The sequence below is a fragment of the Blastocatellia bacterium genome (genome assembly GCA_035573895.1).
Taxonomy (GTDB): Bacteria; Acidobacteriota; Blastocatellia; order HR10; family HR10; genus DATLZR01.
In genome coordinates this window covers 1-24,490 of record DATLZR010000021.1, presented here as the reverse complement: position 1 = coordinate 24,490, position 24,490 = coordinate 1, and the positions used below count along the sequence as shown (strand labels likewise).

Genomic DNA, 24,490 nt, shown 5'->3' with positions numbered 1-24,490 from the left:
GGGAGTTGATCATTTTTGAGGCATGACCCGGCGCCACGTAAAGATCCTCCGAAAAATCTAGCGCGGATCCTCAAGCCTGCGCACGGTCGCAGACTGGAGAGTTTGGGCTACGTTTCGACTCTGTCAGCCTTTCACTCCACATAAGCGATGCACTCGATTTCGATGGGCGAATTTCCCGGCAGTGCCGTGACGGCTACAGTCGTACGCGCTGGAGGATCGGTCGGGAAAAACGTGCGATAGACCTCGTTCATCTCCTGAAACTTGGCGATGTCGGTCAAAAAGACCGTGCACTTCAGCACGCGGTCAAGCGAAGAACCTGCCGCCTCCAACACCATTTTGACATTCTCAAGACAGCGACGCACCTGGTTGGAGAACGGTCCCTCGACGAGTCTGCGCGTCTCCGGGTCGTGAGCCCCCTGGCCGGAGACAAAGAGCAGTTGACCGAACTGAATTCCGGAGCTATAGACCCGATTGGGTTCAGGCTTCTCACCTGCTTTGTAGATGACTTTCTTGCCGACTCTCTGCCTCGGTCTCTGGACGGAACCGGTCAGAGGAAGAGCCACGGCTGTAGCGGCCGTCCCACCCACGGCCTGACCCAGGAATTTGCGACGCGTGACGTTTCGATTCCTTCGCTTCTCGCTCATCTGAGCCCTCCTCTCTTCGATAAGATCTCAGCCCATTCTTTTACCGCCCCTTCCGGGGCTCACTTACGTCGGGGCATGGGCTCCAAGGCGACAACGATCGGCCCTGGACTACCCTCTATTGCCCCTCCAGGACGAATCGGCTGACAAAGCATGCTTAAAAATAGATCGTTCTTCAAGGCTATTGCGCTCCTTGGCCGTGGACGTCACGGATGCCATGGGCCACGACCCGATATTCGCCGGGCTGGAGCATTCACACGGCCGCTTCGAGCATCGGCGTGTTGTCCCGTGACAGTCGCACCTCAATTGACGGCTCACCCTCTCCGAGACTTTTGGCAACGTCAGCGCGTTTGAGGAGAATGATGCCTTCGTCCCAAAGGATTCGGGCGTGTGGCATCACGCTGGCAATAGGTGAAACAAGCATCTCTGCTTTCTTGACGCGCGGCATATAGGGCACCGTCTTCAGACTGAACACGACCTGCTGTTCGCACTCCTTCCATTGGGGGGTGTGGTTGCGCTTCAAAGTAGAGTCCCAGCGCCACGAAGAGTCCCGCGATTTCTTGCCGACTTTGGCCGCGTGCCCGATGGAATCCGAGTGCGGCGATCCGTTCAAATAAGCTGCTTCGACAAAGATCACGTCGCCCAAGCAGCATCCCGGTGCGTTGCGGTCCCATCAAACCTTTGCCGCCGCTGAGACAGACCAGGTCCACTCCCAGGCGCGTGAAGTAGGTGCGATTGGTCACAGGTGGTACTTCAGCCGCTGTATCCACAAGGTAAGGGACCCCCGTGCTCTTTCGCGATAGCCAGGGCATCCGGGAGTTTGGAACGTCCGCATCCGGGATAATAAAAGTGACGGTCAGCAACCAGGTGCATGGCTGTCTTGTCCGTGAAGGCTGCGCGATATTGCTCTACCGTCACGACTTCGATGAGCGGAGCGCCCGTCACCCGTTCAGCGTGATCATGAGGGTTTGGGTGGGCCTTTTGGATGATCACATCGTTCCTCATGCGGGTGGTATCGGGCAAGCGTTTGATCTTCTCCGGCTCTTTGCCAGTTATGCAGGCAGCGTGCCCAGCGTAATGGCTACTGCCGCTCCGGCGGTCACAAGTGCTACTTTCGCTCCGGTCAATTCAGCCGGGCGCTCGCCGACCTTCCGTTGCAGAAGGTCCATGCGCACGAAGTGGCGTGATCCCTCCTCCATCGCTTAGGTGACTTGCGGCCGGAAATGAGCGATCCGCTCAGGTGAGTGTGAAAGCCCATCGCTATGATGATCGTGGGATCCTCACCAGCCGGCGATAGGTGGCCCCGGCGGAGGGAAGCGCTCGTTGGGCTTCCGGGACGGCTGGCACGCGCTCGCCAGCCAGCGAAGGAGCCGCCAGCGGAACCAGCCCCAATTTTCTCAACACGTCTCTCCGGGTCAAGGAGCGAGCCGTATTCCCTCCGGAAAAAGAGCCTCTGACCGGCTAAACCATGCCTTGGCGAACCCTCTATGAGTCAGAGGGGGCAGGACGACGATCCGCTCGTTTCACCTTTGGAAGCGTTTGGTAGAACGACCGCCAGGGCTCTTGCTCCAGCCCTTCCAGCGAAAAGAAGAGAACGAAGCGGTTGATCCCCTTGCGCTGGCAGGCTGTGATGTACGCAACCGTTCCCTCCACGTCTTGGGTGGGAAGAAAAGGGCTGTGCGTCCACTGAATGAGCGTCTTCTCCGGCGGCGTCAGTGTCACAATCTGATCCAGCAATTTCTCCATCGTGGCCAGCATCTGCGGTGTCATCCGCCCTTCCTCCGGCGAATTAGGACGGCGCCCGAGCGTTTGTTGGAGCACCACACCGGGCAAATCCATCCAGACGAAATAGTCGGCCTGCGCGCGAGTCGCTTCAATGACACGGCGCAGGATCGCAAGCAGCGGCTCCGGTTGCAGCCCCATCGCCGAAATCCAGATGATGACCTTTCTGTTTTGGGCTTTGGCGATCTCGGCGAACTCGGCTGCTGAGCGGGCCGTGGCTTCCAACGGCGGCGGCATCTGGGCCGGCTGCTCCAAGACCCATGCCCAGGTGTTGGCCGTGAGCGCGCTCATCGTCTTCAGCCACTCGCTCTGGGTCACGGCTTTGCTGGCATCATAGTTGAATCCGAACTGGCGCGCGAACCGCTCGTTGAAACTCGTCTCCCATCCGTCCTTGCCGACGGCGAACGTCCCGATGATGAGCGTGCCGCCCAGGACTTCGTCCAGGGCATTAGCGCGTGGGATGAAGTCCTGGGGATCGGCAAACGTCGGCGGCAGGATTCGTATGGGAAAGCCATCGAAAGGACCCGCCGTTGTCCACTGTTTCAGTTTTGTGGTCAGCTCCTTTTCCGTTCCGCTCGTCAACAGCGTCGCCGGAGCGAACCAAATCGTGTTGATCGGGGCGGGCTGGTTAGCCTGCTTCACCGCGCTCGGTTCAGGCGCTTTCGGAGCCACCGATGCCGGCTGTTGATTCCCAATCGTCGGTGATTGAATCACCGTGAGCAGCCAGCCTGTGATACAAAAAGTGGTTCTGATGCGCTTGATGTTCATGACTGGCCTCCTCGGAAAATCCCCAGAAACGCACGCCTCTGACGTGCACTCTATAGCAGATTGGCGGCCTCCTTTTCCGGATTTCCAGATTCTCAGAAACGCCGTCCGAATTTTGGAAAAGGGCGACATTGTGGAATGCTCGATTTCTTTGGCCCTGATTCGGATTCAGAAGGGCTGTCGGTGCGTAGCCGGCCCGCGTCACTGGAAGAGGTTCGACATCGTGGTGATGATCAGGGCGTTAGTGAAATCAATCAGAAATGCACCGACAATGGGGACGACCAGGTACGCTCGCGGGGCCGGACCGAACTTCTGGACGAGCGCATCCATGCATGCCATCGCGTTGGCCGTCGTTCCCAACATGAAGCCGACGAAACCGCCAGCCATCACCGCTGAGTCGTAATCCCGGCCCATCAAATAAAACGAGATGGTGTAGGAGACCAAAAGGACAAGGATCACTTGCGCTACCAGGATCACAACGAGCGGCAGGGCTAATCTCACCAGCTCCCACAATCTCAAATTCATCAGCGCCATGGCAATGAAGATCGAGAGCGAGATGTTGCCGATGGCTTCGATTTGGGATGGCAGGAGGCGGACGAATTTGAACCGATCATCCAGGTTGCGCAAGAGCGCCGCCACGAGCATCGCGCCGATGTAGGCTGGCAGCACGATGCGGTGTGCGTTGAACCACTGGCTGATGACAGTGCCGATGCCCATTGCCAGGGCGATGAGCAGAATGCTATGAAGCACCTCCGACCGCTCCGCGCCTTCTTCGCTGAGCGCGGCGACCTCGTCTTTGAGTTCGTTCGCCGACGGAACTTCGAGAATCGGATCAAACGCCGGGGCTTTTCGCGATGACGGCGCAGCCAGCAGCCGATGCCGGTGAATCAAGTGAGTGCCGACCGGGCCGCCGATCAAGCCGCCAAGCGTGATGCCGAAGGTGGCTGACGCGAGTCCAAGCGTCGTCGCCCCGGCAACTCCCAACTGCTCGAACGTTGGGCCGAAGGCCAGGCTCGTCGCGGGCCCACCAGCCAAGCTCACCGATCCGGCGATAATGCCCAACAGCGGATGCAGACCGAACGCTTGAGCGATCCCGATCCCGATGGCGTTTTGCGCCACGGCGACGACCGTCGCCAGGCCAAAGTAGAGGAGCACCTGTACGCCACCAATTCTCAGCAGTTGAAGGCTTGCGCCAAAGCCGATGGTCGTGAAAAAGGCGATCATGAATAAGTCGCGAAGCGTGGTATCGGCCTCCAGATTGAGCACCCGTCCTCGGAGCGTCAGAAGCAGCAACGAACACAAAAGCCCTCCGACAACTGCTGCGGGAATGTTGAGTCGGTCGAGCATCGTCATTCGGCGTTTCACCCAGGTGCCCAGCATCAGCACCAGGCTGGCCAGCGCCAGCGATTGAATGATGTCCAGCTTCAGGTTGATCGGCAGCTCCATCCTCTCCCTCTCACGCTGAAAGTTCTCTTAAGAGTGTTCGTTGCAAATCTCCCTCACCACATGAGCCACGGCTGCCCCATTATTTCCCATGCCACTGTCAGTGTCCAGTGGTCAGAGGTGTTGTCTGTCATGAACTGCAATTCACGGTTCACAGGGGCGGGTAAATAAAATCTCTCTCGGTCGGACACATCGGAGGATAGTCGTGTCGCTACTTTTGCTCCCGCTGATTATCACGGCTAGGATGCTGGCATACCAAATGACCGCGTGGGCGAACGAACAAAAAGAGCGGACGGTTCAAGGGCAGCCGAGTTCGCAGGGATCAAGGTAAGTTGTCTTCTATCGGGCGGAACCCGCATTTCATTTTGGAGCCTCGCTATCATTTGGTCTTTTGAAAGAGGAGGCGAGCGCTTGGCGATGACCGTGCTGGATGAGACGAAAACAGTCTCTAGAGTTGAAACACCAATGGTCCAGGAACGAGAAACCGGGGATGGCAAGCTCGTCGAGGTGTCGCGGAACTACCTTGCTATCACTCCGTGCACAAACACTGTCTCCCACTTCGGCAAAGACCCGGACATAAGGCCGTGTGGCTCTCGGACGTCGAGGGGACGAATTGCGCCTGTGCCGAGACTGCTTTCAAACGAAGACCGAGGTGTCACCGGTGACGGTGCAACATCCCGACGCAGTTCCGTAACAACAGCATTAAGCACCTGCGCGAACGTTTGATTGGAACGACAGCCTGGATCTTTCAAGTCCCACGCCGGTGCATTGAACGTTGACCGTAACAGAAAGCCGGCTGCCCCAACGCCCGATCCGTCCAGCCCCTATAGGAATGTGGCCTGGAAGCTAGCGTCGCGGCGTGAAGTTGGCGGCGTAAATGAAGCCCACCACGTATTCGGAGTCAAGAGCAAGACCGGTAACAACGCCAAATCTCAGCGGCGTGCAGATTTTGCGCGTTAGTGGTACAAAGCGAATGCTCAATGGTCCCCGAGCGGAGATAAAGGCCGCACCGACGCGCCCGCACGGGAAAGGCACGCCGGCAGCACAGCCCGGTCGCGGCCTCCCGACCGCATCATAAACCCGCGCCCGCACGCTAAAGCCTGTCCCACGAAGTTGATTGACCAGCTCCCCAGCAATGCTCGTCTGGACCGTGGTGATCTGATTGAATAGCAGCGAATAGCCGCCGCGAAAGACCGTCTGCTAACCCCCAAAGAGCCTATCTCGCACACCGGCCTTGTACAAAGGATTCCAAGCCAGCGCGGCACGCGGACCGGCTTCGACAATTCCTGGATACAACTTTCGGTCTTATGTCTGGCGAGGCACGTAGCCGAATTCTCGGTTGAATGCTTTCCCTTCAGTAGCAACCGTGGCCTTCTGCTGCAGCAGTTGCGAGGGCCGATCAATTCGCCACTGCGGCAGTCAACCCGAAAGAATTGCTGATCGTCGGCCTTCGGCTGCGACGTTTCGAGGAGCAGCTTCAAGCGGTAGATGAGCGTAAGCGAAGGCTTGACGCACCATACATCAGAGCCGAACAGTTGCCACTGTTTCCAGACAGAGGGCGTCTCCGAGGGGGTACTCCGATGGGATTGCCTTGACTGTCACGGAGGTGAACCCTCGCGGTGTTGTCCCACATCCCAAGTAAGGCGCCATTCAGATTGTTCCAGAGCCCTCCTGACCCCGCACGAAGAAATTCGTGTGAAGCTAAGGCTGCAGTCGGTGGCCGATTCGATGCGTGAAATATTCCCGAATCACTGGACTCATGCCAAGACCCGTGGGTCATGATTACCTGCTCATCCACTTTCCAAGAATGGATTGGCGGTCATGCGACAGACCTGGTTGTGAAATTCCAGGTCCCCTTCAAAGAAGTTTCGCGGAGTCTCGTGATAGACTATCTCCCAGAATGTGATTGGCGCATTCCTGGAGGTTCTCCGATCCAACCGGTTTTGCACCCTCAATGGCGAACTTGACGCAAAGGGGTTAAAGTTCAGCGCGATGTCAGAAGATTTGGTTGACTTCGGTGGGCCTGAGTTGGGTCACCACAGTCCCTCGATTCGAGCAACGTGTCACGAGTCCCGGTTGCTCAAACTGACAGAGGGCATCACTACCTGGGGAGAGGCCAACGCCAAGCTCCTTGGCCAGTTTGCCTTCGGCCAGCCGGTCCCGGGGCTTGAGGGTTCCCGCAGACACCGCATCCCGGATCATGTCACCCACCCGCCCGCTTGCATTTTTTTTAGGCCTGCTCCTGCTGGCAATCACCTTAAAGACATTAAGACCTAGCGTAGCCGGCTCTACGATCGAATCTCGATTTGAAACTTATGATGGACTCTGAATTCCTGCAATGACCAACACGGAGTCAAGCAAGGGATACCTGATGGCAGAAATTCCTAGAGGGCAAGAGGGGGTCGGTTTGATAGATAGAAAGAAAGGAGGGCCTCTGACCCAGTGACGAAGAAGGCGGCCGACGGAAGGATCGGTTAACCGAGACCAGGACCAAGATCAAAAATGTCCCTGGCGGGAGTGGCCGGAGATTCCAGCGGGAGGCTGTTTTTCTGGTGATGGTTTTGGTGATGGGCGATATCAGCAGATCGAGAGTGCAGTAGCTCTGGGTGGCTGTTTTTCTGATGATGGCTCTGATGGTCGCCCGGGCAAAACGGCATCTTTTGTAGATAGATCAATTGGCTCTGCCCCCGAACCATCAAACGGATCTTGGGGTGTCCTCCGGGAGTGCCGATCTGTTCTGGCTCGATCATCCTGCGCCATTTGCCGGGGTTTGTAGTTCAAGTCGGTGCGAGAACGGAGTACTACAAACGGACCGTGTTTACGAAGCGAAGAAGCGCTTGTTTTTTGCTTCAATTTTGGTAATTATCACAACCCAATAGTTGCGGTGGTAGTCGCCAATGTGAACTCAGGTGAACCTTTTGCGGCATAATCTAGTGGACCCTTGCGCCGGGCGGTTCGATAAAAATTTTGGTTTCCGCAAAGGTTTGCTCGCTTGTAGATCGCTTCGCGGGTGTGCGAACCGGTCGCCATGAAGTTCGTAAATCAATCCGGACCAGGTTGCGCGACGGCACAATGCCTTCCGAGAATGTGTAGGGCAGGGTAATTAGGTTGTGGGGGCACATGGTCTTTCATGATGTGAAGCCGGGATGGTTCACTTGTCGGTTGACACTTTAACAACTCGCACTTTCCAAGGGTATCCTATACGGGGAGAGCACTGGCATCACTCAGGACACCGATGTCCTCGGGCCTGAAGGTACTGGTCAAAATAACTATCCTGAGATTGATTTCTCAATTTGCTTAGCGCTCGCGGCGGAGATGCTAGCGGAGATTCCGGAACTCTGGGTATGTCTCCAGGTCCCTTACGAAGTACGCGATTGGGTGCTCAAAGGCAGCCAAAAGCCGCTTTTCTTACCATGACGACCAGATTCACAACCGCAAGCCCCATCAGTCGCGGTGGATCGGGGCTATTGGGGCCTCGCCCCCGTACGGACTATGCAGAAAGGAACCATCCGGGACGTCCAACTCGGATTATTGGCCCTGCTCTTTGCTGTTACGCGCTCCGCACGCTATATCAGCCAATCTCTCCACGGGGATCGGCGCGGCTTGCAGCGCAGCATAACGACGGCCTCTTGCCGCCGCTGCGGGTGCTAGGCGAAGCGGACGGAACGACGGCGACCTTGCCTGGTCCTGATGAATGACTCCTCTTTATTTGGTGCTGCATTTGGGGCAGGCAGGAACGAGCGATACCTGGGGAGTGACCATGCCCGAGATGCAAGCCCGATGCATCCGGTTTCAAGATCCGGTTAACGGTAGGGCGACCGACAATCCGGCCAGCAGGGAGCCCTCCGATGTAGAGGTCCGCTTGACCACGGTCGCTCAACTAATGGGCACTGGTAGAGGATGCACTAGCCTTGCTCCTGAAATTCGGCAACGAGGAGATTGTGGTCTTCGCCCAGAAACTGAGCGAGCGCTTGGAAGAACCGGTAGTACCCCTGACCCAGATGGAGCAGAGCATGAGCGTTTGGCGCGCTAACCCGAATATTCAGACCGCTTCCTTGATCGCTTGGGTGCACTAGCACCGCCATGGATTGACTCCAGACAACAAGAAAGACTTTCCAGCGCTCGGGCGGTCACGGGCGTTCTGGGAACCATTGGCGTGTTTCATCGCTCTTGCAGTCTGGCCGAATGCTGCACAGTTGGGTTCCGCTCTTCTTGCAAATCCACAAGGGGATCCTTGGCTGGTTGTTGCCCGTGTGGCAATGCTTCTGGAACAACAATCGGTTTCAGCGAGGCAAGCGCGCCGGTCAAACTCGGCTTGAATTCGCGGGCAATGGGAAACCACTGCCCCTGACCGAGGCGCTGGAGCAGCTGCTCGGGCTCCCCGGTCAATCTGTCTATTGTCGGTGAAGCAGCCAGCGGTAGAGCTTGCTGCACAATGGAATCTCGGATTGACACCACCTCTGGCATGAAGTTTCCGCGACGCACAAAAGTGTCAACCAGTTCTCAGGGGAGATGAACCATCCTCGATTTTAAAACACCGATGTGTGACAGCGGAAATCATGATATCGGAGAGAGGGGAAGGCTTATGAAACAAGCAAAAATATTGTTGCTTGATTTGGACTTGGTGGGAGGCTTGGGGGACACACTGCGCGGGATTCTCCAATCCTCTGTCCGTCAAGACGTTCAGCTCCGGCAGGTTTCTGTCGGATTCTGGGGAGTTACTGTGGGCGATGGTGATCTGTCCAGAGCCGTCTCGGGCTTTAATCCAGACGTGGTTTTCCTTGTCTTGCCTCTGAACTTGCTGAAGCACGCCGGGACACTGTTTCAGTCCGTGAGAGAAGAACTGCTGGATTCGCCGATCATTGTCGTTATGGAAGCGGGTGAGCCAGACGAGGTGTTTAAGTTGCTCAGACTTGGAGCGTCCGACTTTATTACTCCACCGCTGAAGGCTACTGACATCTTCCCGCGCGTCTGGCGATTGCTGGAAAAGTCTCACCGGAGGGAGGGGCTGACCTGCACGCTGAGAGAAAGGCGTGGATTGAAGCAACTGGTCGGGATGAGCCCTGCGTTCCTTGCGGAAATACAAAAAATCCCCCTGGTGGCCAAGTGCAGTGCGAGTGTCCTGATCTCGGGAGAAACAGGAACAGGAAAGGAGTTGTGTGCCCGGGCGATCCATTACCTCAGCCCGCGGGCAGGTAAACCTTTCATCCCCGTCAGTTGCGGAGCGATCCCGGTAGAGTTGGTGGAGAACGAATTATTCGGACACGAGCGGGGCGCTTTCACGGGGGCCTCTCGCACACAGTTTGGCCTCATTCGCGAGGCCGACGGGGGCACCCTGTTTTTGGACGAGATTGATTGTCTTCCACTCCCGGCCCAGGCCAAACTCTTGCGGTTTCTCCAGGAGAAAGAGTACCGACCACTGGGCGGTACGAAGATTGTTAAGGCGGATGTACGCGTCATCGCAGCAACGAATATCAACCTTGAGGAGGCGGTGAGCAACGGGAAACTGCGCCAGGATCTTTACTATCGGTTAAACGTGATCTCAATCACACTGCCACCGTTGCGAGAGCGGCGAGAGGACATCCCGCTTCTCGCTCGCCATTTCCTGGCCAAGTATGCGGCCGAGTTCAACAAGCCTGTGACCGATTTCTCCGGGGACGCCATGCATAGGCTCATGCTCTATGACTGGCCGGGCAATGTGCGGGAACTAGAGCACGTGGTCGAGCGAGCCGTGGTGCTCTCGGAGCAACCGGTCATCCGAGCTGCTGACATCATCTTACCACGGTTGGAAGTCACCAGGCGCGAAGTATCATTCCGGGAAGCGAAAGCCAAGGTCGTCGCACAATTCGAGAGAACCTACATTCAGGGGCTTTTGCGGGCCTATCACGGCAATGTTACTAAAGCGGCCCAGGCGGCGGGGAAGAATCGGCGGGCGTTTTGGCAACTGATGCGCAAGCATGGGATCGTTGCGCAAAGCTTCAAGCCCAGGGTCCCAGAAGACCTTGTCTGTTGATCACTGGGGGTGCGGGAACCGCTGCCATGTAACGGCAAATGATGTTTCTGACTCTCCCGTTCTCTGCGAACTCTGAGGTGACAGCCAGCACATCTGCTCGTCGAGCTAGGACAAATTTGTCCGAGCACTATATCTCTAAAGCAAAAGGCATTGCCACTCCTCCCCCAGAAGGGCGAGGACAAAAAGATCCTACCAGGGCGTTCGGCGAAGGTGAAAAATAAGTACTTAGCCAGTGGCATGGTGGTTGCTATCTATCGAGCGCTGGTGGTGGCTGCCGGGAATTGCCATTTTGGGTTGACGGGGGAGAGCGTGTGAAGCGTGCGGAGAGTACAATCACAGTATCGGAAATGGCTCAGGAGATTTTGGCTTATTTGGTTGAGAATCCCGATGCTCAGGATACGCTGGAGGGTATCATAGAATGGTGGTTTTTAGACGAAAGGATCAAGCGCCAGACGGCGAAAGGCAAAGATGCGCTGGCCGAGCTTGTGGCCAAGGGGTTAGTCGTTGAGCGTCAGGGGATGAATTCGCGCACTCATTATCGAATCAATCGGCGTAGGTTGAGGAAAATCCGAGCACTTCTTGAGCAAGGGTCTCGGTGACGCGATTAAGGGGAGGGATCATTATGTTTAAACTGCGTGTCACTACGTTCAAACTGCTTATTACTATGGCCTTGAGTCCCACGCTGGTCAACGCTCAGCAGAGTCCTCTGCCGACAATCAGAACTGATCCTGCCTCCATGGCCGCCGGTTTTGCTGACGTATCTTTCTGGATAACCCTCCTAGTGACACTGGTTGCTGGGGCTGTGGGGGGCGTCGTTTACGAACTACTCATTTTGCAGGGCAACATCGAGTTTCCGCACAAGCCGCTTGAAGAGGAAATTACGGAGAAGTATCCCTATGCCATCGCCAAGTATATGTACGATCTGGGTATCTGGGCACGAGTCATCATCGGGGCTCTGGCTGCCGTCGCCGCTGTGTTTGTTTTATCACCTAACACGAATTTTGGGCTGTTAGCTACGGCGGTCGTTGCTGGCTCCGCTGGTATGTCGGTCTTCCGTTCCTTGCAGGACCGGCTCTTGGCATCCCTGGCTCAGAAGGATGCCGCCGACGCTATGGCCGAGGCTGAGAGGATGAGTGCCAAGGTGGACGAGGTAATTAAGGCCTTTACCGATCTAAAGAGTAAGATCGTCACGGCATCAACCAGCCCACCGGGAAGTAGGACACTGGCCTTCGAGGCAGGAAAGGCTATTCTGGATTTAGAAGACCTCGATAGGGTAGACCGGCTCCTGAGTGAAGCTAGAGGCATACACAGGAAGATTCGCTGATTGATCAGGCTCATGAGCCGCAGCATCAGTACTGTGTTGATCTTCAATCGAAACAAACACGTGAAGGCGATCAGAGCGGCAGCTTGCATGTTTGAGAATTTCACAGTGTCTGCCAAGTTGACAATGGCAGCTATGCCAGAGGTGGCAGCTAAATGGACAAAGAGGAGTTGAGAGCGAAGTGGCTTACGCTACCAGTGGGGAGCATCTTGCGGATGAACTGAAGTGTCTGGACTTGCTCATTCGTTTGCAGGTGCTTCAACAGCGAGCCCGGCAGCGACCGAAACCCGTTAGACCCGTTCAAAGGGCTGGTTCTGTCCGAACAAGAGATTGACGGGTTGTTGGCTGGTGCTGTCAGCCCGCTGGCCGATGAGAAATCTTTTAGGCCCCGACGGTTCACAACATTAGATGCTAGTTGAGGCTTTAAGCCAGCTCGAAGCTCAAATCCAGGAGCGGCGAGCCGCCAGCCTCAGAGAGAGGGGATCTATCTGTCGTTGCCGCACCTCTCTCGGCTTTTCCACTTGACTCCTTTGAAAGGCAGTGCCTACTGATCTGTCTGGCGCCTGAACTGGATCGCAAGTATGAGAAACTCTATGCCTACCTTCAGGACGACGTGACGCGCAAAAAACCAAGCGTTGACTTGGTGCTGGACCTCCCTGCCATACGGTGGATCGGACCTTTTCTCGAATGACAACTTGGCCGCGCCGGGCATGGAAGCCACAGGGACTTTTGAATCATCGGCAAAAATATGGGCAAAATATTCGCCACAGCTCAAACCAGCAATGCCATTCTCTTTTTCGACGAAGCCGATGCCCTTTTTGGCCAATGCTCCGAACTCAAGGACGCGCATGACCCGTCGTGCCAACACTGAATCAGTTACTCGCCGAAAGGGTCTACCCCGCTTTTGAGAGAGGGGAAGCGCCTCTGGGTGGGGGAGGCGTATCCAGATCGGATGCGGAAGGTAGTGTCGTGGGCGGCGGGGCGGAAACCTTCCTCGCTCATATCGCGGGCCAGTTCCGTTCTCCATGTGATCACTTCTCTTTGGTTTTCCATGCCCTCTCGACAGGGCGGGCGTGCGAGTGCTACAGTAAGCGACCTATGGCGACAAAGTTGAAGACGGGGGATGTGGCTCCGGATTTTGAGTTGTTGGATCAAAAGGGGGAGCGGCGACGGCTGTCGGACTTTCGGGGGCGATGGGTCGTCCTCTACTTCTACCCGAAGGACAATACGCCCGGTTGCACGAAGGAAGCCTGCGGCTTCCGCGATCTCTTCCCGAAGTTTCAACGGCGAAAGATAGCGATCATCGGCATCAGCACGGACTCGGTCCGCAGCCACGAGAAGTTCGCCGAGAAGTATGACCTCCCCTTCATCTTGCTTGCTGATGAGGAGAAGGCGGTCGTCCGCGCCTACGGCGCCTGGGGGCAGAAGTCCTTCATGGGACGCACGACGATGGGCACGCATCGGATCTCGTTCCTCGTGGATCCGGAAGGGCGTATCGCCAAAATCTACGATCGGGTGAAACCGGAGACGCACGCCGAGGAAGTCTTGCGGGACCTCGAAGAGTTGAGGAAAACCGGCTGACGCCGGGCGCGGGATCAGGGCGACTCTCTCGCTCGATCTTCCCGGGCGCGATGCTTTCGCCCTCGCCGGAAAATCCAGGCTGTGGCGAGGATCGTCATCATTCCGGGGATGAGCAGGAGGACGAATCCCCAATCCGGCTTCCATCGCCCGGTCGTCGGATCATATTGAAAACATCGGAAGAGGACGTTGCGGCGAGGGAGGGGATATGCGGGGACGAACTCTCCGCGCATCTCCCGAACAACCTCCTGCAGGCGGACGGGGGAGACGGCTCCTCCGATCAGGAACCGCACGATGCGCCCATCGCGGATGCCGATCACCATAGCCGGGTGATCGTATTGGCGCGAAGCCTCCTCCCACTCGAACCAGAATCCCGTCGCCTGGATCAATTGAGCGATGTCTTGGGCCGGCGCGATTCCGAAAATCCACGCTTGATCCTTCGAGAGTTCCAGATGCTCCGCCAGCTCCGCCATATCCGAGGTGGTATCGCGGGCGTCGAAGCTCAGGACAAGGAGCGTATAATCCCGTCCCGCTCCTCCGACGGAGGCGGCAGCCGCTTTAAGGGACCGGAGCAGAGGAGAACATACTCCCGCGCATCGTGTGAAGATGAGAGTCAAAAGTATCGGCCGCTCCCGCCAGAGCTCGGATAAGCGGAAGGACCTCTCGCGCCAGGAGCGAACGAGGATGTCCGGAACGGGCCTGTAGAGGTACCGCCCTTCGTTGGGCGGGGAATTCGACTTCTCCCCCACGACCTGAGCCATCACAACAGGCGGGATCAGGAACGTCCCGGCCAAGATCGCGGCTCTCACGATGGCTCCGATGTGCGAAAGGCGAGGGCGCATCGCCTCCCCGTCTCCCAAAGGTAGAGCAGGACGCCCAACAACAGGACGGCAATGAATCCGAGCGCGATCCGCGCGTAGTCCACTCCCTGTATGACCTCCTGCGGATATACGGCGTAGCGTCGCGGAACTGAATGCGCTCCACCGAGATAGAACATCGAGAGGAAACCGTATCCTCCGATCACAAAGAGTGCGGCGATCAGCTTCGCGAGCCGGCCGTTCTCGGGTCGCCCGCTCACCTCGCGTCCGAAGTGAGCCGCAAACCCCAAGAGCATGAGTACGACTCCCATCAAGTAGTATGTGTGGAAGTGGGCCGGCACCCAGAGCGTATTGTGGAACCGCAGGTTCACGGCAATCGTCGAATCAATGACGGCCGCCACGCCGCCGATGGCCCATCCCATGACGCCCAGATACATCAGGAGCGAGCTGAGCGTCCACTGCATGGAGGCCCCATAGACTAACAGGAGCGTGCTGAAGATGGTCACCACGGCCGCCGGCACCGAGATGAAGTAGGAGGCCACCTGTCCGAAGACCTGCATCCACTTCGGTTGCACGAAGTCCATGTAGAGGTGGTGGAAGTAAGCGAAGAGGACCAAAAACAACACCGTGTTCCATGAGATCGCCACCAGGCGATTCGTCTTCCAAGGCCGCTCACTGTATTGAGGAAGAACGTCATAGATGAGGACGACGCCGAGATACATCGTGATGTTGACCAAGACGTGCCCGAAGAAGAAGATGAGATTCTTCATGAGGAGGGCATCGTTGGTGAATCCAGTCCCCGCCCATTCCAGGAACGAGAGCACGAGAATGACCACTGCCGCGAGGAAACCAGAGAGGGCCGAAATCAGGCTGACCGTGGTGATCAAAACAGCCGGGGGGATCTCCGGCTCGGTCTTCCCGCGGATATAGTGCCAGGCCAAAGCCGCCCGCAACGAATACCGTTGCGCGATCGCTCGCAGGAGATCAACCGCCCATATCGTCCACCCCACGCCCAGGATCGTCAGGGCAAAGAGGAAAGTCCACGTCGCCCACGGGGGCCAGTATCCCCCCGAGTAAAAAGGAAGCGGGTAGAGGAAGTACCATCCTACGCCAAATCGCCCGATGAGCGTCGTGGCCAGAAGCATCAGGACGCCCAGGAGCGTGGCTCCCAATGCCGCCCAGGAGATGACCCGGCTGGGACGCACATATTGAGTCAGGACGTAACTCACTGCCGCCATCGCGCCCACAAACCACGTCCCAACCATCCCCAACCCATGGAGGGTCATGACGGCATAAAACCATTCCGGCGGCAGCGTGGGCCATAGATTCGCCTGAACGGTTCGCATGAAGGCACCAAGGAGCAGGAGGATCGGAAACAGAAGCAACATCACCATTATCCATGTGCCAGTCAACCGTTTCCATCCTTGTTGCTCCATCTCCGACCACGCGGGTGAGATGACAACCCCTTCCGCCATATCCTCTCCTCCCAATGCGCTTCATTCCACGAGGAGCACTCCTCGCATGCGGTGATGCGCCGGACCGCAGAATTCCAGGCACAAAACGGTATAACGCCCGGGTTCATTCAGCCGCGCGCGAAGACGATTCACATATCCGGGCATGGCTTGTGTCTGTGTGATAAGCCGCCCGTCGGGGGCATAGATGCTGAAGCCGTGGTTCACGTCGAAACTGGTCACGCGGAACTCCACCAAGCTCCCCGCGGGGATTTTGACCGGCAGCGCAAATGAAGCAATCTCCTCCCACTGCTTATCGGTTTCGATCGGCGTTTCTGAGATCGCGAAGGCGAACTGCTTCCCCACGACGTGAATGACTCGGTCCGGGAGCGGCCCTCCTCCCGGATACGGCATGCGCGGCAGCGTGATCCCCAAAAAGGCAGTCAAAATCCCCGTGAGCGTGAAAAAGAAAACCTTCCGCGCTTGGGTGGCCGCGCGATAGTCCACCTGGCGGGTTCGCTTTGTGCTTCGCCAGACAAGAAAGAAGACAAGGGCAATGAGCGTTGCAAGGCCTGAGAAGAAATAAAAGATCTGAACAGGTGACATCCCCTCACCTCCCTGATCTCGCAGCCCATTATACGTGGGTCCGACCGAGCGTCAAGTACTCACTTTTTAGTCACCAGGTTACTGAGAAGAAAGTATGCAGCCTGCGTTCGGTAAGATCTCGCGAAGCCCATCTCAGAAAGAAACCTTCACGGAAGCCGAAACCTGACGGGGAAGGGCAAACTGCCCCGGCGTGAACAGACTTTCGCGTGCCACGACGTAGACGTTATTTGTGACATTTTCGATGGCCCATTGGAGGGCAACTCTAGAGCGCGAACGCCGGAGCAAATCAATCCCCATGCTGAGGTTCATAACCAGATGCCACGGCACACGTTGCGGAGAAGGAGCAGTTGCTCCTGCGGTACCATCGTGGGTATGGGTATGTCCTCCTCCGTGATGGATGGGTGTCCCGCTTCCATATTCGATCCACACACCCGTCCAGAATCCGCGTCGCTGCGGAGAATAGATGATGCCGGCCGTCCCCGTATGCGTCTGATCGAAGGGCGCGAGGAATCGCCCTTCGCCGTGGGTGACCGCGGTGAATCCCCCTCTCACCGGATTGTAATAGTAGGCGCGTGAGGCGGAATAATTGAAGAATCCCGACAGACCAATTCTCTTCAGCCGCGGGATCTCTACCGAAAGCTCGGCTCCCATCACGCGCTCTTGATCGAAATTGACATAGGGGAAGATCCACAGTCCCGGGAACCGAACAGTGTGGACAGGGAGATCACCCACCCGATAAAACGTCATGACGTCAACGCGAAGGCTCTCGACCCACGTTCGGCTGATGCCGACATGGAACTGGTGAGCCCTCTCAGAAAGTACCGGACGAGCGGGCACACGCGCATAATCGCGAACGAGGTCGCCAGGCTTAGCGCTGGACAGAAGGATTGCTTCCACTGGCGGAGGGACGAAGAAACGATTGTAACTCAGGTGAAAGATAGCTTCCGTCTTTGGGATGAAAAGGGATAAGCCGATGCGGGGACTCCATTGGTTTGAACGAGTGACGAGGCGGTGGGCATCGAGTCGAAGCCCTGCATCCAGCGTCAGCCATGGCCTCACCCGAAGGCGATCCTGGAAGTAAGCGCTCACCTGTCGGCCTCGCTTTTCCGCTTGCCACGTCGTGTGGAAGAACTCAAGACAGAAAAGATCATAACGGGCGCAGTAGCGGTCATAGGTGGTCGGATCCAGAACAAGCGTCTCGCGCGGACGCAGCGAGACGACGTCCACTCCCATCTTCATTCCGTGAGGAGAATTCACGTAGGCGACATCGGCCTTGACGCCGAGCGTGTCCAACTGGCGGGAGTATTGTGCCCAGACCGAGCGCGGATCAAACGAAGGAAAGAGTTTCGTGCGACTGACCCGTTGATAGAAGGCTATGTGAGTAGTGGCGCGGGGAGAGACGACGCGATCCCATACGGCGATCAACGTCTGTTCACGCCCGTGCTGGCGCAGGTCGCGGCCGTAGCGCTCCTCCTCGGCCGTGTTGGGGATTTCAAAATTGAGTCCGTTCCCCATGAGGGTGAAGCGCAAGAGGTCGCGCGCGCTGGGTTGGACATCGAACTGAAGAAAGGTGCGAAGCCCACGTCCGAGATCGTGATGGGCATCGCGTTCTGGTGGGCTCAGGAATCGCGCCGACTGCCACCCCATGACCCGACCGTAATAACCAAAACGTCCCCGCTGTCCACCATATTCAACGGTCGCGTGATTTCGGAGCGTCGTTCCCGCGCTGAGCGTCACGGCTCCTCCGGAAGGGTGCCCGAATCCCGACTTGGTAACGATGTCCAGAACGCCCCCGAGGCGATTCCCATACTCCGCGGAAAATGGGCCGGTGACGACGTTCACGGATTCAATAATCCCCGGATCGAGACCAGCCGAGAAAAGGGCGTGGGGATTTTCCCAGAAAAAGACGCCGTTGAGCATCGCGTTGAGCGCCAGCTCACTCCCTCGGACATGAACGAGGTCATCATGACTTCGTACGGCTCCGGGGACGAGGGCCGCTATGGTCTCGGGAAGGTGAGTTTGAATAGGCTCCGGGAGAGCAGCGATTCGCTTCCCCTCAACAACAGTCCCACCTGGAGATCCTTGAGGCGGGGAAGCCGCGGGGGCCTCGACAGTCACAGCTTCGCGCAGAGGTTCAACTTCCAGCAGGATGTCGAGCACAAGCAGTTCGCGGGGAGCGAGCCTGAAGATTCGCTGTTCGGGTCGAAGTCCCGCAGCGGCGGCGCTGAAGCGATAATGGCCCGGAACAAGGCGCTGGAAGGTGAAACGCCCCATTTCGTCAGTGACCGAGCGATTTCGTTCGCCAGTCTCCACATTCTCAACCTCAACAGAGACGTCTGACAGCGGGCGACGATCCAGCCTGGTTAGTACTTGCCCGGCGAGCGTTCCCCACACTTGAGCTGAGACAATCCCAGGGGCAACACCAATGCTGATGGTGAGAACTATAAGAACGTGGCGAAGGAACATAAGCCCCGTCTCCTAAAATGGGGGAGAGGGCATTCTCTTACTGGAAAAGACTGCCCTCCCCGATTGCTTGACTTCAGTGCTCAAGCTCAAGCGCGAAAGCGCGGAGCGGTCCCCGTGCTTGAATCTGTCCGACCTTCTCTGCTCGACCCGTCTCCAGGTTCACCTCGAAGAGGGTACTCCAGCGCTCGCCGGGCAAGACCGTGACCAGATAGGCCGTGTCGTGCCCAGCGATGTCGAAGTGGGTCAAAGGTCCGACATCCACCCCTAAAGGGCCTACGGTGCGCACCATTCCATCCCCTGGGGGATCCAGGAGGACCAGGGTATCGTGCAGGGCATCAATCCCATAGCAGGGAACCACTTCCTCTCGCGGAGATGGCCCGTGATTATGACCGTGTGCGATGGCCACAATGTTCGCCTTTCTCCCATCTTCGTAATGCAAGCGGCCGTCCTGCCAGAGGCGACCCGATCCGACATCAATCCGCCAGTTCGCGTCCGCATCGCTGACAATGCGCAGGCGATCGGAGGCGGGATTGAAATCAAAACCAAAAACGTCTCCAGGCAGGGGTTGTTCGAAAGGAGCGCTTACTGGCGTTGACACTCCCGTTTGCAGAGAGATCCAGTAAAGCTGCGGAGTTTCTTTGTCGGCGACCCCGTAGAGCCGACCATCGGAGACCCGAAAGTCAAGCTCCGCGAAGGGGAGCGTGGGCCCGATCACACGCACGTCTAATGTGTGCGTATTGAACTCGATGAGATTTCCGTCCCAATCCACCGCATAAGCAGTGTGGGGTGAGAGAGAAACAACCGCCGGGACCCGAGACGTCCCAAAGGGCCAGGCGATCAAAAAGACAAGGATGATCAAGGCATATCGCGGAAGGGATTTCTTCCTCATACACGTTCCTCCTCCGGTCAGAAGACTTGCCCTCCACAAGAGATCACAGGAGGGTCACGGAAACCACATGCGTGCAAGAGGACGGTCCGGAGCCGGGGCCTCTTGGTCTGATGTGAGAGCTTTCAGGAGGTAAGAGGTGCGGCCGGAGGGGATCGCGTGGAGGGGAGGGAAAGCAAAGGTTCTTTAAAAGCAGGTGATGCCCCTCTTGGGAAACGTGACGAGAATGACAGGTCAGGGAGGTCAGCCGAATCCCCGACCGATACGTACTGACGCTGCCATGTCGCCGTCGTCGCTCCCGCGCAGGTGCGAGGGCAGGAGGTGACGGCCTGGGGCCGATGCCATGCTTGCCTCGACGGCGCAGCAGAATCTTTCTGTGACGGACGACAGCAACAAGTCGCCATCCGCGCACAGCAACTCATCCGGCACGTCGTCGCTGAGGCGGACGCCAAGGGGCTAATTCCGAAAGCGATCAGGGCGCCAAGGATAAAAAAGGCGAGTACTCGAAGGGAGAATTTCACTCGCAGGCGCGTCAGTGCGTGAGCACGGAGACCGGCGAATTCACTTGCCTGCTGCACCTCCTTTTGCCCACCGCAAATCATCTGCGCCTGTTCCTCTCAGAGACAACTGCCATACTATCGAAACGCTCCAGGCAAGTCAATTCCTGTGCACAGGGCTCTAACGTGCAATTTAGGAACCCTCGCACCTTCGACGAGATCGGTAACAGGATAAATTTGTGAGCTTGGCAGTGAGATGGAAGCACGTGCGCCAGCCTTCATGCATGGTATCCAACGGGAAAACGCGAGAGGCGCTCGCGCGTTACTACGCCGCTACAAGATCAACGTTTGAAGGAGAGTCGAAAAGATCCCGATGGGAGCGAATGAAGCGGGGTGTGGAGGAGATTATGGACGGGTGGCTGAATTTAGGAATCGGGCGGGTTTGAACCTCCGGTGAGGTGGCCCCTGTCCCCCGCAAGCCTTTGATCAAATCAAGAACTCGGGAAAAACGGGCGCTCATTTGCACGCGGCGAGGTCCTCTCAAGGGCCAGGCTGAGCGACATTTGCCGGGCCATGAGGCCTCAGCGATTCCAACAGAGTACGGAAGCTCGCCCAATCAGATACCTGAACCGCTCCTATGCGGTCCAAGACATCTGCGTAGGCACGCGCGCTGCGCCCCCCGACTAAAATCGTCACATGCTCGGGAAGGTAGTGGCGCAACTTCTCAAGCTCGGCCGGGAGATGAGGATCGTCCGGTGGATAGACGATGCTTAAGGCTACCACCCTCGCCTGGCTCCGGTGCGCCGCATGGGCGATCTCCTCGGCGGGGAGGTTCGGACCTAAGTACGTGACACTCCACCCTTCTGAGGCTGCAATAGCTGTGGCCGCCAGGGCTCCAATCTCGTGGAGCTGGCCAACGGGCGTAGTGACGATCAAAACCGGCGCTGAGGTTGGCGGAACTTGCCCCCTTTCGAGATTTCCCAGGAAGGCTTGAATGACGGCCGATGCCAGATGCTCGTGCCCAATTCTCAAAGAACCCTCGCGCCAGCACTCCCCGATTTTCTGCATCAGGGGCAAGAAGACTCGTTCTATTACAACCGGCCATCCAAATGTGACAACTGCGCGGGCGAGCGCTCTTCTCAGCTCTTCTGCATCAAACTTTTCCACGGCCGAAAGACAGGCTTTCAAATGAGCCTCTAAAGCGGAATCCGAAGGCACTTCTTGAGCCCTCGTCTTGGCAGCCGAGTCATTCAACATGGCCAGGAGCTTTTCCGTGGGCAGCTGCGCAATCTGTCCAATGCTGTAGCCCATCTCTTTGACGCGGCGCAGAAGAAGAAGCCTGGCAATGTCTGCTTCTGAATAGAGGCGACGGTTAGTCCGGGTCCGGGCCGGAGCTATCGCCTTATAGCGCCTCTCCCATGCTCGAATCACGTATGGCGTCAGGCCGGTCCGCTGCGCCACAGCCTTAATCGGAAAAAGCGATTCGGATTTCATAACGGATAAAGTATAGGCCTGTGTCTATGATCTGTCTAGTTTTCGACGAAGATTTTGACCTCTTTGTGAAAAATATTAGACAGACCATTGACAAAAAATAGACAAGCTGTATAATAGTGGCCTTTGTGTTGTGGAAAAACCAACAAATAGGAGGGATCAAACAATGCTAAAGAGAATTGCAGCAACTGCCTGTTTCGTCGTTCTGCTTTTGGGCCCTGTGGTGGGGTCGGAAAGCGGCCAGGGTAAAGACATTGTGGATACGGCCGTTGAGGCTCGGACATTCAACTCCTTAGTCACGGCGTTAAAAGCCGCTGGATTAGTGGAGACGCTCAAGGGCAAGGGGCCTTTCACCGTATTTGCCCCAACAGATGAAGCCTTCGCGAAGCTTCCGCCGGGGACGCTCGATGATCTTCTCAAACCTCAGAACAAGGATCGCCTCACGAAGATACTCACATACCATGTCGTATCGGGCAAGCTGATGGCGTCCGATGTGGTCAAGCTGAAATCGGCGAAGGCGCTGAGCGGAGGGAGCCTGCAAATTCAGAGCGCGGGCGGCAGGGTTACAGTGAATGGTGCCCGCGTCATCAAGACGGATATCGTGGCGAGCAATGGCGTAATTCACGTCATTGACGCCGTGCTCTTACCGAAGGATTAACTCGATGAAGGAGGACTATATGAAGAGTCCGTTAGACACGATCGCTTTGGTGTTAATAATCGTCGGAGCATTGAACTGGGGTCTGTGGGGGATCTTCCAGTTCGATCTCGTGGCGGCTATCTTTGGAGGCAACGCTTCCTTTCTAAGCCGGGTCATTTATACCCTGGTTGGGCTGGCTGGGCTTTACGGTTTGACTTTGCTCGGCAAGAAGGCAAAAGACGCGGCGTAGAGCGGGGCTTGGTCGCGCTTGTGAAACTCGGTCTGGATGGCTGGAGACATACATGATCTTAGCGGGACGCGGGCAGCAAAGTGGTTAAGCGGGTCCTGGTCACCGGAGTTACGGGGTACGTTGGAAGCCGGCTCGTACCGCATCTGCTGAAGGCGGGCTACCAGGTTCGGGTATTCGTCCGGGACCAACGGCGCTTGCAGGGTCGTTTCTGGGCCGATGAAGTTGAGGTTGCGGTTGGGGACGTGCTCAAGCCCGAGACGATTCATCGGGCGATGAAGGCAGTGGACGCGGCGTTCTATTTGATTCACAGCATGACCGAAAGCCGGGATTTTCACAAGCGCGACCTTGTGGCCGCTCATAACTTCGCCGAAGCGGCTCGTTCAGCCGGGGTGCAGAGGTTGATCTACCTGGGGGGATTGGGCGACCCCAACGCCAATCTCTCCCGCCATCTTCAGTCGCGGCATGAGACGGGGCATGTCCTCCGCCGGGCGGGCATCCCCGTTACGGAGTTCCGCGCGGCCATCATTGTGGGTTCAGGAAGTGCGTCTTTTGAGATCGTGCGGAACCTGACTGAGCGGCTGCCGGTGATGATTTGTCCTCGCTGGGTCTACACGCGCATTCAGCCTATAGCCATTGACGACGTGATCCGGTATCTGATCTCTGCGCTCGAGGTCCCGGAGAGCGCCGATCAGATCATTGAGATCGGCGGGGCCGATGTGCTCACCTATGCGGAAATGATGCTGATTTATGCTCGAGTCCGAGGTCTCAGGCGGGTGCTCATCTCGGTCCCGCTTCTCTCGCCGCGACTTTCATCTTACTGGGTGCACTGGATAACGCCCATACCGGCGACTATGGCCCGGCCCTTGATCGAGGGACTTCGCAATGAGGTCATCGTGCGGGATGACAGGGCACGGCGCTTGTTTCCTCATATTGAGCCGATTGGTTACGAGCAGGCCGTTCGGCGCGCCCTCGACGAACTGGCCTGTAACCACGTCGAGAGCAGTTGGGGCGATGCTCTGGCCTCTAGCCGAGGAGATGTGCCTCCTGTCGTTCTCAAAAATGAGCAGGGGATGATCATCGAGCGGAGGGGTGAGATTGTTGCCGCTAGTCCAGAGCGCCTCTTTGAGATCTTCTCGAGATTAGGAGGAGAGCGGGGATGGCTCTATGGGGATTGGGTCTGGCGGCTGCGCGGGGCTTTGGATCGTTTGGTCGGAGGCGTGGGATTCCGCCGGGGGCGTCGCCATCCGGATCAATTGCGCGTAGGGGATGTTGTGGATTTCTGGCGCGTCGAGGATATAGTGCCCGACCGCCTGTTGAGGTTACGCGCCGAGATGAAACTGCCCGGCTCGGCCTGGCTCCAGTGGGAGGCGAAACCGCAATCCGGCGGACGAACGCTCCTTGTGCAGACAGCTTTCTTCGCCCCCAGGGGGTTATTCGGTCTGATCTATTGGTATGGGTTGTATCCGATTCACCGGGTGATCTTCTCAAACCTCATACGAGCGATCGCCCGACGCGCGGAGGCTAACCATGATCGGAGTAGCGGCGAAATGGTTAAGCGGCAGACTCCATGAGCTGGCGTCACTCGGAGTTTTCCTGGCAGCGTGCTTCATGGCTGCTGGGATCGGCTCCTGGTTCACCACTCCTCGCATCGAAGGATGGTATGCTTTGTTGCGCAAACCGGACTGGACTCCTCCGAACTGGGTTTTCGGTCCCGTCTGGTCCGTCCTCTATGCGAGCATGGCCGTGGCCGCATGGCTCGTGTGGCGGCGGGTCGGATGGTCTCGCGAACTCGCGCTCTTCGCCGGACAGCTCGTGCTCAATATGGCGTGGTCGGCGATCTTCTTC

The 24,490-nt window shown here is 57.3% G+C and carries 26 protein-coding genes; 8 read left to right on the top strand and 18 right to left on the bottom strand.

Annotated features, from left to right (window positions below; all coding sequences use genetic code 11):
* Positions 1-131: 131 nt before the first annotated feature.
* The 11 genes from VNM72_02645 to VNM72_02595 form a co-directional block, all read right to left on the bottom strand.
* Complete coding sequence (locus VNM72_02645; protein HXF04295.1) at positions 132-644, bottom strand: Rid family detoxifying hydrolase; 513 nt, start codon at positions 642-644, stop codon at positions 132-134.
* 250 nt (positions 645-894) lie between these two features.
* Positions 895-1,287: a hypothetical protein gene (locus tag VNM72_02640; GenBank protein HXF04294.1), complete on the bottom strand. Its 393-nt coding sequence runs from the start codon at positions 1,285-1,287 to the stop codon at positions 895-897.
* 107 nt (positions 1,288-1,394) lie between these two features.
* On the bottom strand, positions 1,395-1,634 hold the full coding sequence (locus tag VNM72_02635) for a hypothetical protein (GenBank protein HXF04293.1): 240 nt from the start codon (positions 1,632-1,634) through the stop codon (positions 1,395-1,397).
* Between the two features lie 59 nt (positions 1,635-1,693).
* Positions 1,694-1,840 (bottom strand): hypothetical protein, encoded by a 147-nt coding sequence (locus tag VNM72_02630; protein ID HXF04292.1) that lies wholly within the window; start codon positions 1,838-1,840, stop codon positions 1,694-1,696.
* Between the two features lie 61 nt (positions 1,841-1,901).
* Positions 1,902-2,042 (bottom strand): hypothetical protein, encoded by a 141-nt coding sequence (locus VNM72_02625; GenBank protein HXF04291.1) that lies wholly within the window; start codon positions 2,040-2,042, stop codon positions 1,902-1,904.
* Between the two features lie 84 nt (positions 2,043-2,126).
* A complete protein-coding gene (locus VNM72_02620) occupies positions 2,127-3,191 on the bottom strand; it encodes a hypothetical protein (protein HXF04290.1) in 1,065 nt (354 codons plus the stop codon).
* A 198-nt stretch (positions 3,192-3,389) separates the two neighbouring features.
* On the bottom strand, positions 3,390-4,634 hold the full coding sequence (gene gltS, locus VNM72_02615) for a sodium/glutamate symporter (GenBank protein ID HXF04289.1): 1,245 nt from the start codon (positions 4,632-4,634) through the stop codon (positions 3,390-3,392).
* Between the two features lie 1,992 nt (positions 4,635-6,626).
* Positions 6,627-6,842 carry a GntR family transcriptional regulator gene (locus tag VNM72_02610; protein HXF04288.1) on the bottom strand — a complete coding sequence of 72 codons (216 nt, stop codon included), beginning with the start codon at positions 6,840-6,842 and terminating at the stop codon, positions 6,627-6,629.
* A gap of 263 nt (positions 6,843-7,105) precedes the next feature.
* Positions 7,106-7,381, bottom strand: a complete 276-nt coding sequence (locus VNM72_02605; protein HXF04287.1) for a hypothetical protein — start codon at positions 7,379-7,381, stop codon at positions 7,106-7,108.
* A 1,155-nt stretch (positions 7,382-8,536) separates the two neighbouring features.
* Entirely contained in the window at positions 8,537-8,716 is a 180-nt protein-coding gene (locus VNM72_02600) for a hypothetical protein (GenBank protein HXF04286.1), read from the bottom strand.
* Positions 8,717-8,792: 76 nt separating this feature from the next.
* Positions 8,793-9,098: a hypothetical protein gene (locus VNM72_02595; protein ID HXF04285.1), complete on the bottom strand. Its 306-nt coding sequence runs from the start codon at positions 9,096-9,098 to the stop codon at positions 8,793-8,795.
* A gap of 118 nt (positions 9,099-9,216) precedes the next feature.
* Here VNM72_02595 and VNM72_02590 point away from each other — a divergent pair, with 118 nt between their 5' ends.
* The 3 genes from VNM72_02590 to VNM72_02580 all read left to right on the top strand — a co-directional run bounded on the left by VNM72_02590 (position 9,217) and on the right by VNM72_02580 (position 11,968).
* Positions 9,217-10,644, top strand: coding sequence for a sigma-54 dependent transcriptional regulator (locus tag VNM72_02590; protein ID HXF04284.1), 1,428 nt, complete (start codon positions 9,217-9,219; stop codon positions 10,642-10,644).
* A gap of 311 nt (positions 10,645-10,955) precedes the next feature.
* A complete protein-coding gene (locus tag VNM72_02585) occupies positions 10,956-11,243 on the top strand; it encodes a hypothetical protein (GenBank protein ID HXF04283.1) in 288 nt (95 codons plus the stop codon).
* 23 nt (positions 11,244-11,266) lie between these two features.
* On the top strand, positions 11,267-11,968 hold the full coding sequence (locus VNM72_02580) for a hypothetical protein (protein ID HXF04282.1): 702 nt from the start codon (positions 11,267-11,269) through the stop codon (positions 11,966-11,968).
* 541 nt (positions 11,969-12,509) lie between these two features.
* Here the strand turns inward: VNM72_02580 and VNM72_02575 are convergent.
* On the bottom strand, positions 12,510-12,815 hold the full coding sequence (locus VNM72_02575) for a hypothetical protein (protein ID HXF04281.1): 306 nt from the start codon (positions 12,813-12,815) through the stop codon (positions 12,510-12,512).
* Between the two features lie 248 nt (positions 12,816-13,063).
* Here VNM72_02575 and bcp point away from each other — a divergent pair, with 248 nt between their 5' ends.
* Positions 13,064-13,546, top strand: a complete 483-nt coding sequence (bcp, locus tag VNM72_02570; protein HXF04280.1) for a thioredoxin-dependent thiol peroxidase — start codon at positions 13,064-13,066, stop codon at positions 13,544-13,546.
* A gap of 14 nt (positions 13,547-13,560) precedes the next feature.
* Here the strand turns inward: bcp and VNM72_02565 are convergent, their stop codons facing one another.
* From VNM72_02565 to VNM72_02540, 6 genes are all read right to left on the bottom strand, one after another.
* Positions 13,561-14,352: an SCO family protein gene (locus VNM72_02565; protein HXF04279.1), complete on the bottom strand. Its 792-nt coding sequence runs from the start codon at positions 14,350-14,352 to the stop codon at positions 13,561-13,563.
* Positions 14,349-15,836 carry a cbb3-type cytochrome c oxidase subunit I gene (locus VNM72_02560; GenBank protein ID HXF04278.1) on the bottom strand — a complete coding sequence of 496 codons (1,488 nt, stop codon included), beginning with the start codon at positions 15,834-15,836 and terminating at the stop codon, positions 14,349-14,351. Before VNM72_02560 ends, VNM72_02565 begins: the two co-directional genes overlap by 4 nt.
* Positions 15,837-15,857: 21 nt before the next feature.
* A complete protein-coding gene (locus VNM72_02555) occupies positions 15,858-16,418 on the bottom strand; it encodes a hypothetical protein (protein HXF04277.1) in 561 nt (186 codons plus the stop codon).
* A 132-nt stretch (positions 16,419-16,550) separates the two neighbouring features.
* The gene (locus VNM72_02550; protein HXF04276.1) at positions 16,551-18,884 is read right to left on the bottom strand and encodes a TonB-dependent receptor; all 2,334 of its coding nucleotides are present in this window, start codon (positions 18,882-18,884) and stop codon (positions 16,551-16,553) included.
* A gap of 73 nt (positions 18,885-18,957) precedes the next feature.
* Entirely contained in the window at positions 18,958-19,773 is an 816-nt protein-coding gene (locus tag VNM72_02545; protein ID HXF04275.1) for a DUF4394 domain-containing protein, read from the bottom strand.
* Between the two features lie 1,034 nt (positions 19,774-20,807).
* Entirely contained in the window at positions 20,808-21,761 is a 954-nt protein-coding gene (locus VNM72_02540; GenBank protein ID HXF04274.1) for a MerR family transcriptional regulator, read from the bottom strand.
* A 163-nt stretch (positions 21,762-21,924) separates the two neighbouring features.
* Here VNM72_02540 and VNM72_02535 point away from each other — a divergent pair, with 163 nt between their 5' ends.
* The 4 genes from VNM72_02535 to VNM72_02520 form a co-directional block, all read left to right on the top strand.
* On the top strand, positions 21,925-22,416 hold the full coding sequence (locus VNM72_02535; GenBank protein ID HXF04273.1) for a fasciclin domain-containing protein: 492 nt from the start codon (positions 21,925-21,927) through the stop codon (positions 22,414-22,416).
* Between the two features lie 19 nt (positions 22,417-22,435).
* Complete coding sequence (locus VNM72_02530) at positions 22,436-22,645, top strand: DUF378 domain-containing protein (protein HXF04272.1); 210 nt, start codon at positions 22,436-22,438, stop codon at positions 22,643-22,645.
* Positions 22,646-22,725: 80 nt separating this feature from the next.
* Complete coding sequence (locus VNM72_02525) at positions 22,726-24,216, top strand: SDR family oxidoreductase (GenBank protein ID HXF04271.1); 1,491 nt, start codon at positions 22,726-22,728, stop codon at positions 24,214-24,216.
* A partial coding sequence (locus VNM72_02520; GenBank protein HXF04270.1) for a TspO/MBR family protein occupies positions 24,173-24,490 on the top strand: 318 nt, incomplete at its 3' end. The genes VNM72_02525 and VNM72_02520, both read left to right, overlap by 44 nt.

Bases quoted from the DNA above. Each gene is read 5' to 3' on its own strand.
- VNM72_02575 (HXF04281.1), bottom strand. From the start codon at position 12,815: ATGCGCGTCCTTGAGTTCGGAGCATTGGCCAAAAAGGGCATCGGCTTC.
- VNM72_02550 (HXF04276.1), bottom strand. From the start codon at position 18,884: ATGTTCCTTCGCCACGTTCTTATAGTTCTCACCATCAGCATTGGTGTT.
- VNM72_02560 (HXF04278.1), bottom strand. From the start codon at position 15,836: ATGGCGGAAGGGGTTGTCATCTCACCCGCGTGGTCGGAGATGGAGCAA.
- VNM72_02590 (HXF04284.1), top strand. From the start codon at position 9,217: ATGAAACAAGCAAAAATATTGTTGCTTGATTTGGACTTGGTGGGAGGC.
- VNM72_02540 (HXF04274.1), bottom strand. From the start codon at position 21,761: ATGAAATCCGAATCGCTTTTTCCGATTAAGGCTGTGGCGCAGCGGACC.
- gltS (HXF04289.1), bottom strand. From the start codon at position 4,634: ATGGAGCTGCCGATCAACCTGAAGCTGGACATCATTCAATCGCTGGCG.
- VNM72_02530 (HXF04272.1), top strand. From the start codon at position 22,436: ATGAAGAGTCCGTTAGACACGATCGCTTTGGTGTTAATAATCGTCGGA.
- VNM72_02630 (HXF04292.1), bottom strand. From the start codon at position 1,840: ATGGAGGAGGGATCACGCCACTTCGTGCGCATGGACCTTCTGCAACGG.
- VNM72_02580 (HXF04282.1), top strand. From the start codon at position 11,267: ATGTTTAAACTGCGTGTCACTACGTTCAAACTGCTTATTACTATGGCC.
- VNM72_02545 (HXF04275.1), bottom strand. From the start codon at position 19,773: ATGAGGAAGAAATCCCTTCCGCGATATGCCTTGATCATCCTTGTCTTT.
- bcp (HXF04280.1), top strand. From the start codon at position 13,064: ATGGCGACAAAGTTGAAGACGGGGGATGTGGCTCCGGATTTTGAGTTG.
- VNM72_02535 (HXF04273.1), top strand. From the start codon at position 21,925: ATGCTAAAGAGAATTGCAGCAACTGCCTGTTTCGTCGTTCTGCTTTTG.
- VNM72_02555 (HXF04277.1), bottom strand. From the start codon at position 16,418: ATGTCACCTGTTCAGATCTTTTATTTCTTCTCAGGCCTTGCAACGCTC.
- VNM72_02620 (HXF04290.1), bottom strand. From the start codon at position 3,191: ATGAACATCAAGCGCATCAGAACCACTTTTTGTATCACAGGCTGGCTG.
- VNM72_02595 (HXF04285.1), bottom strand. From the start codon at position 9,098: ATGCCAGAGGTGGTGTCAATCCGAGATTCCATTGTGCAGCAAGCTCTA.
- VNM72_02645 (HXF04295.1), bottom strand. From the start codon at position 644: ATGAGCGAGAAGCGAAGGAATCGAAACGTCACGCGTCGCAAATTCCTG.
- VNM72_02605 (HXF04287.1), bottom strand. From the start codon at position 7,381: ATGATCGAGCCAGAACAGATCGGCACTCCCGGAGGACACCCCAAGATC.
- VNM72_02600 (HXF04286.1), bottom strand. From the start codon at position 8,716: ATGGCGGTGCTAGTGCACCCAAGCGATCAAGGAAGCGGTCTGAATATT.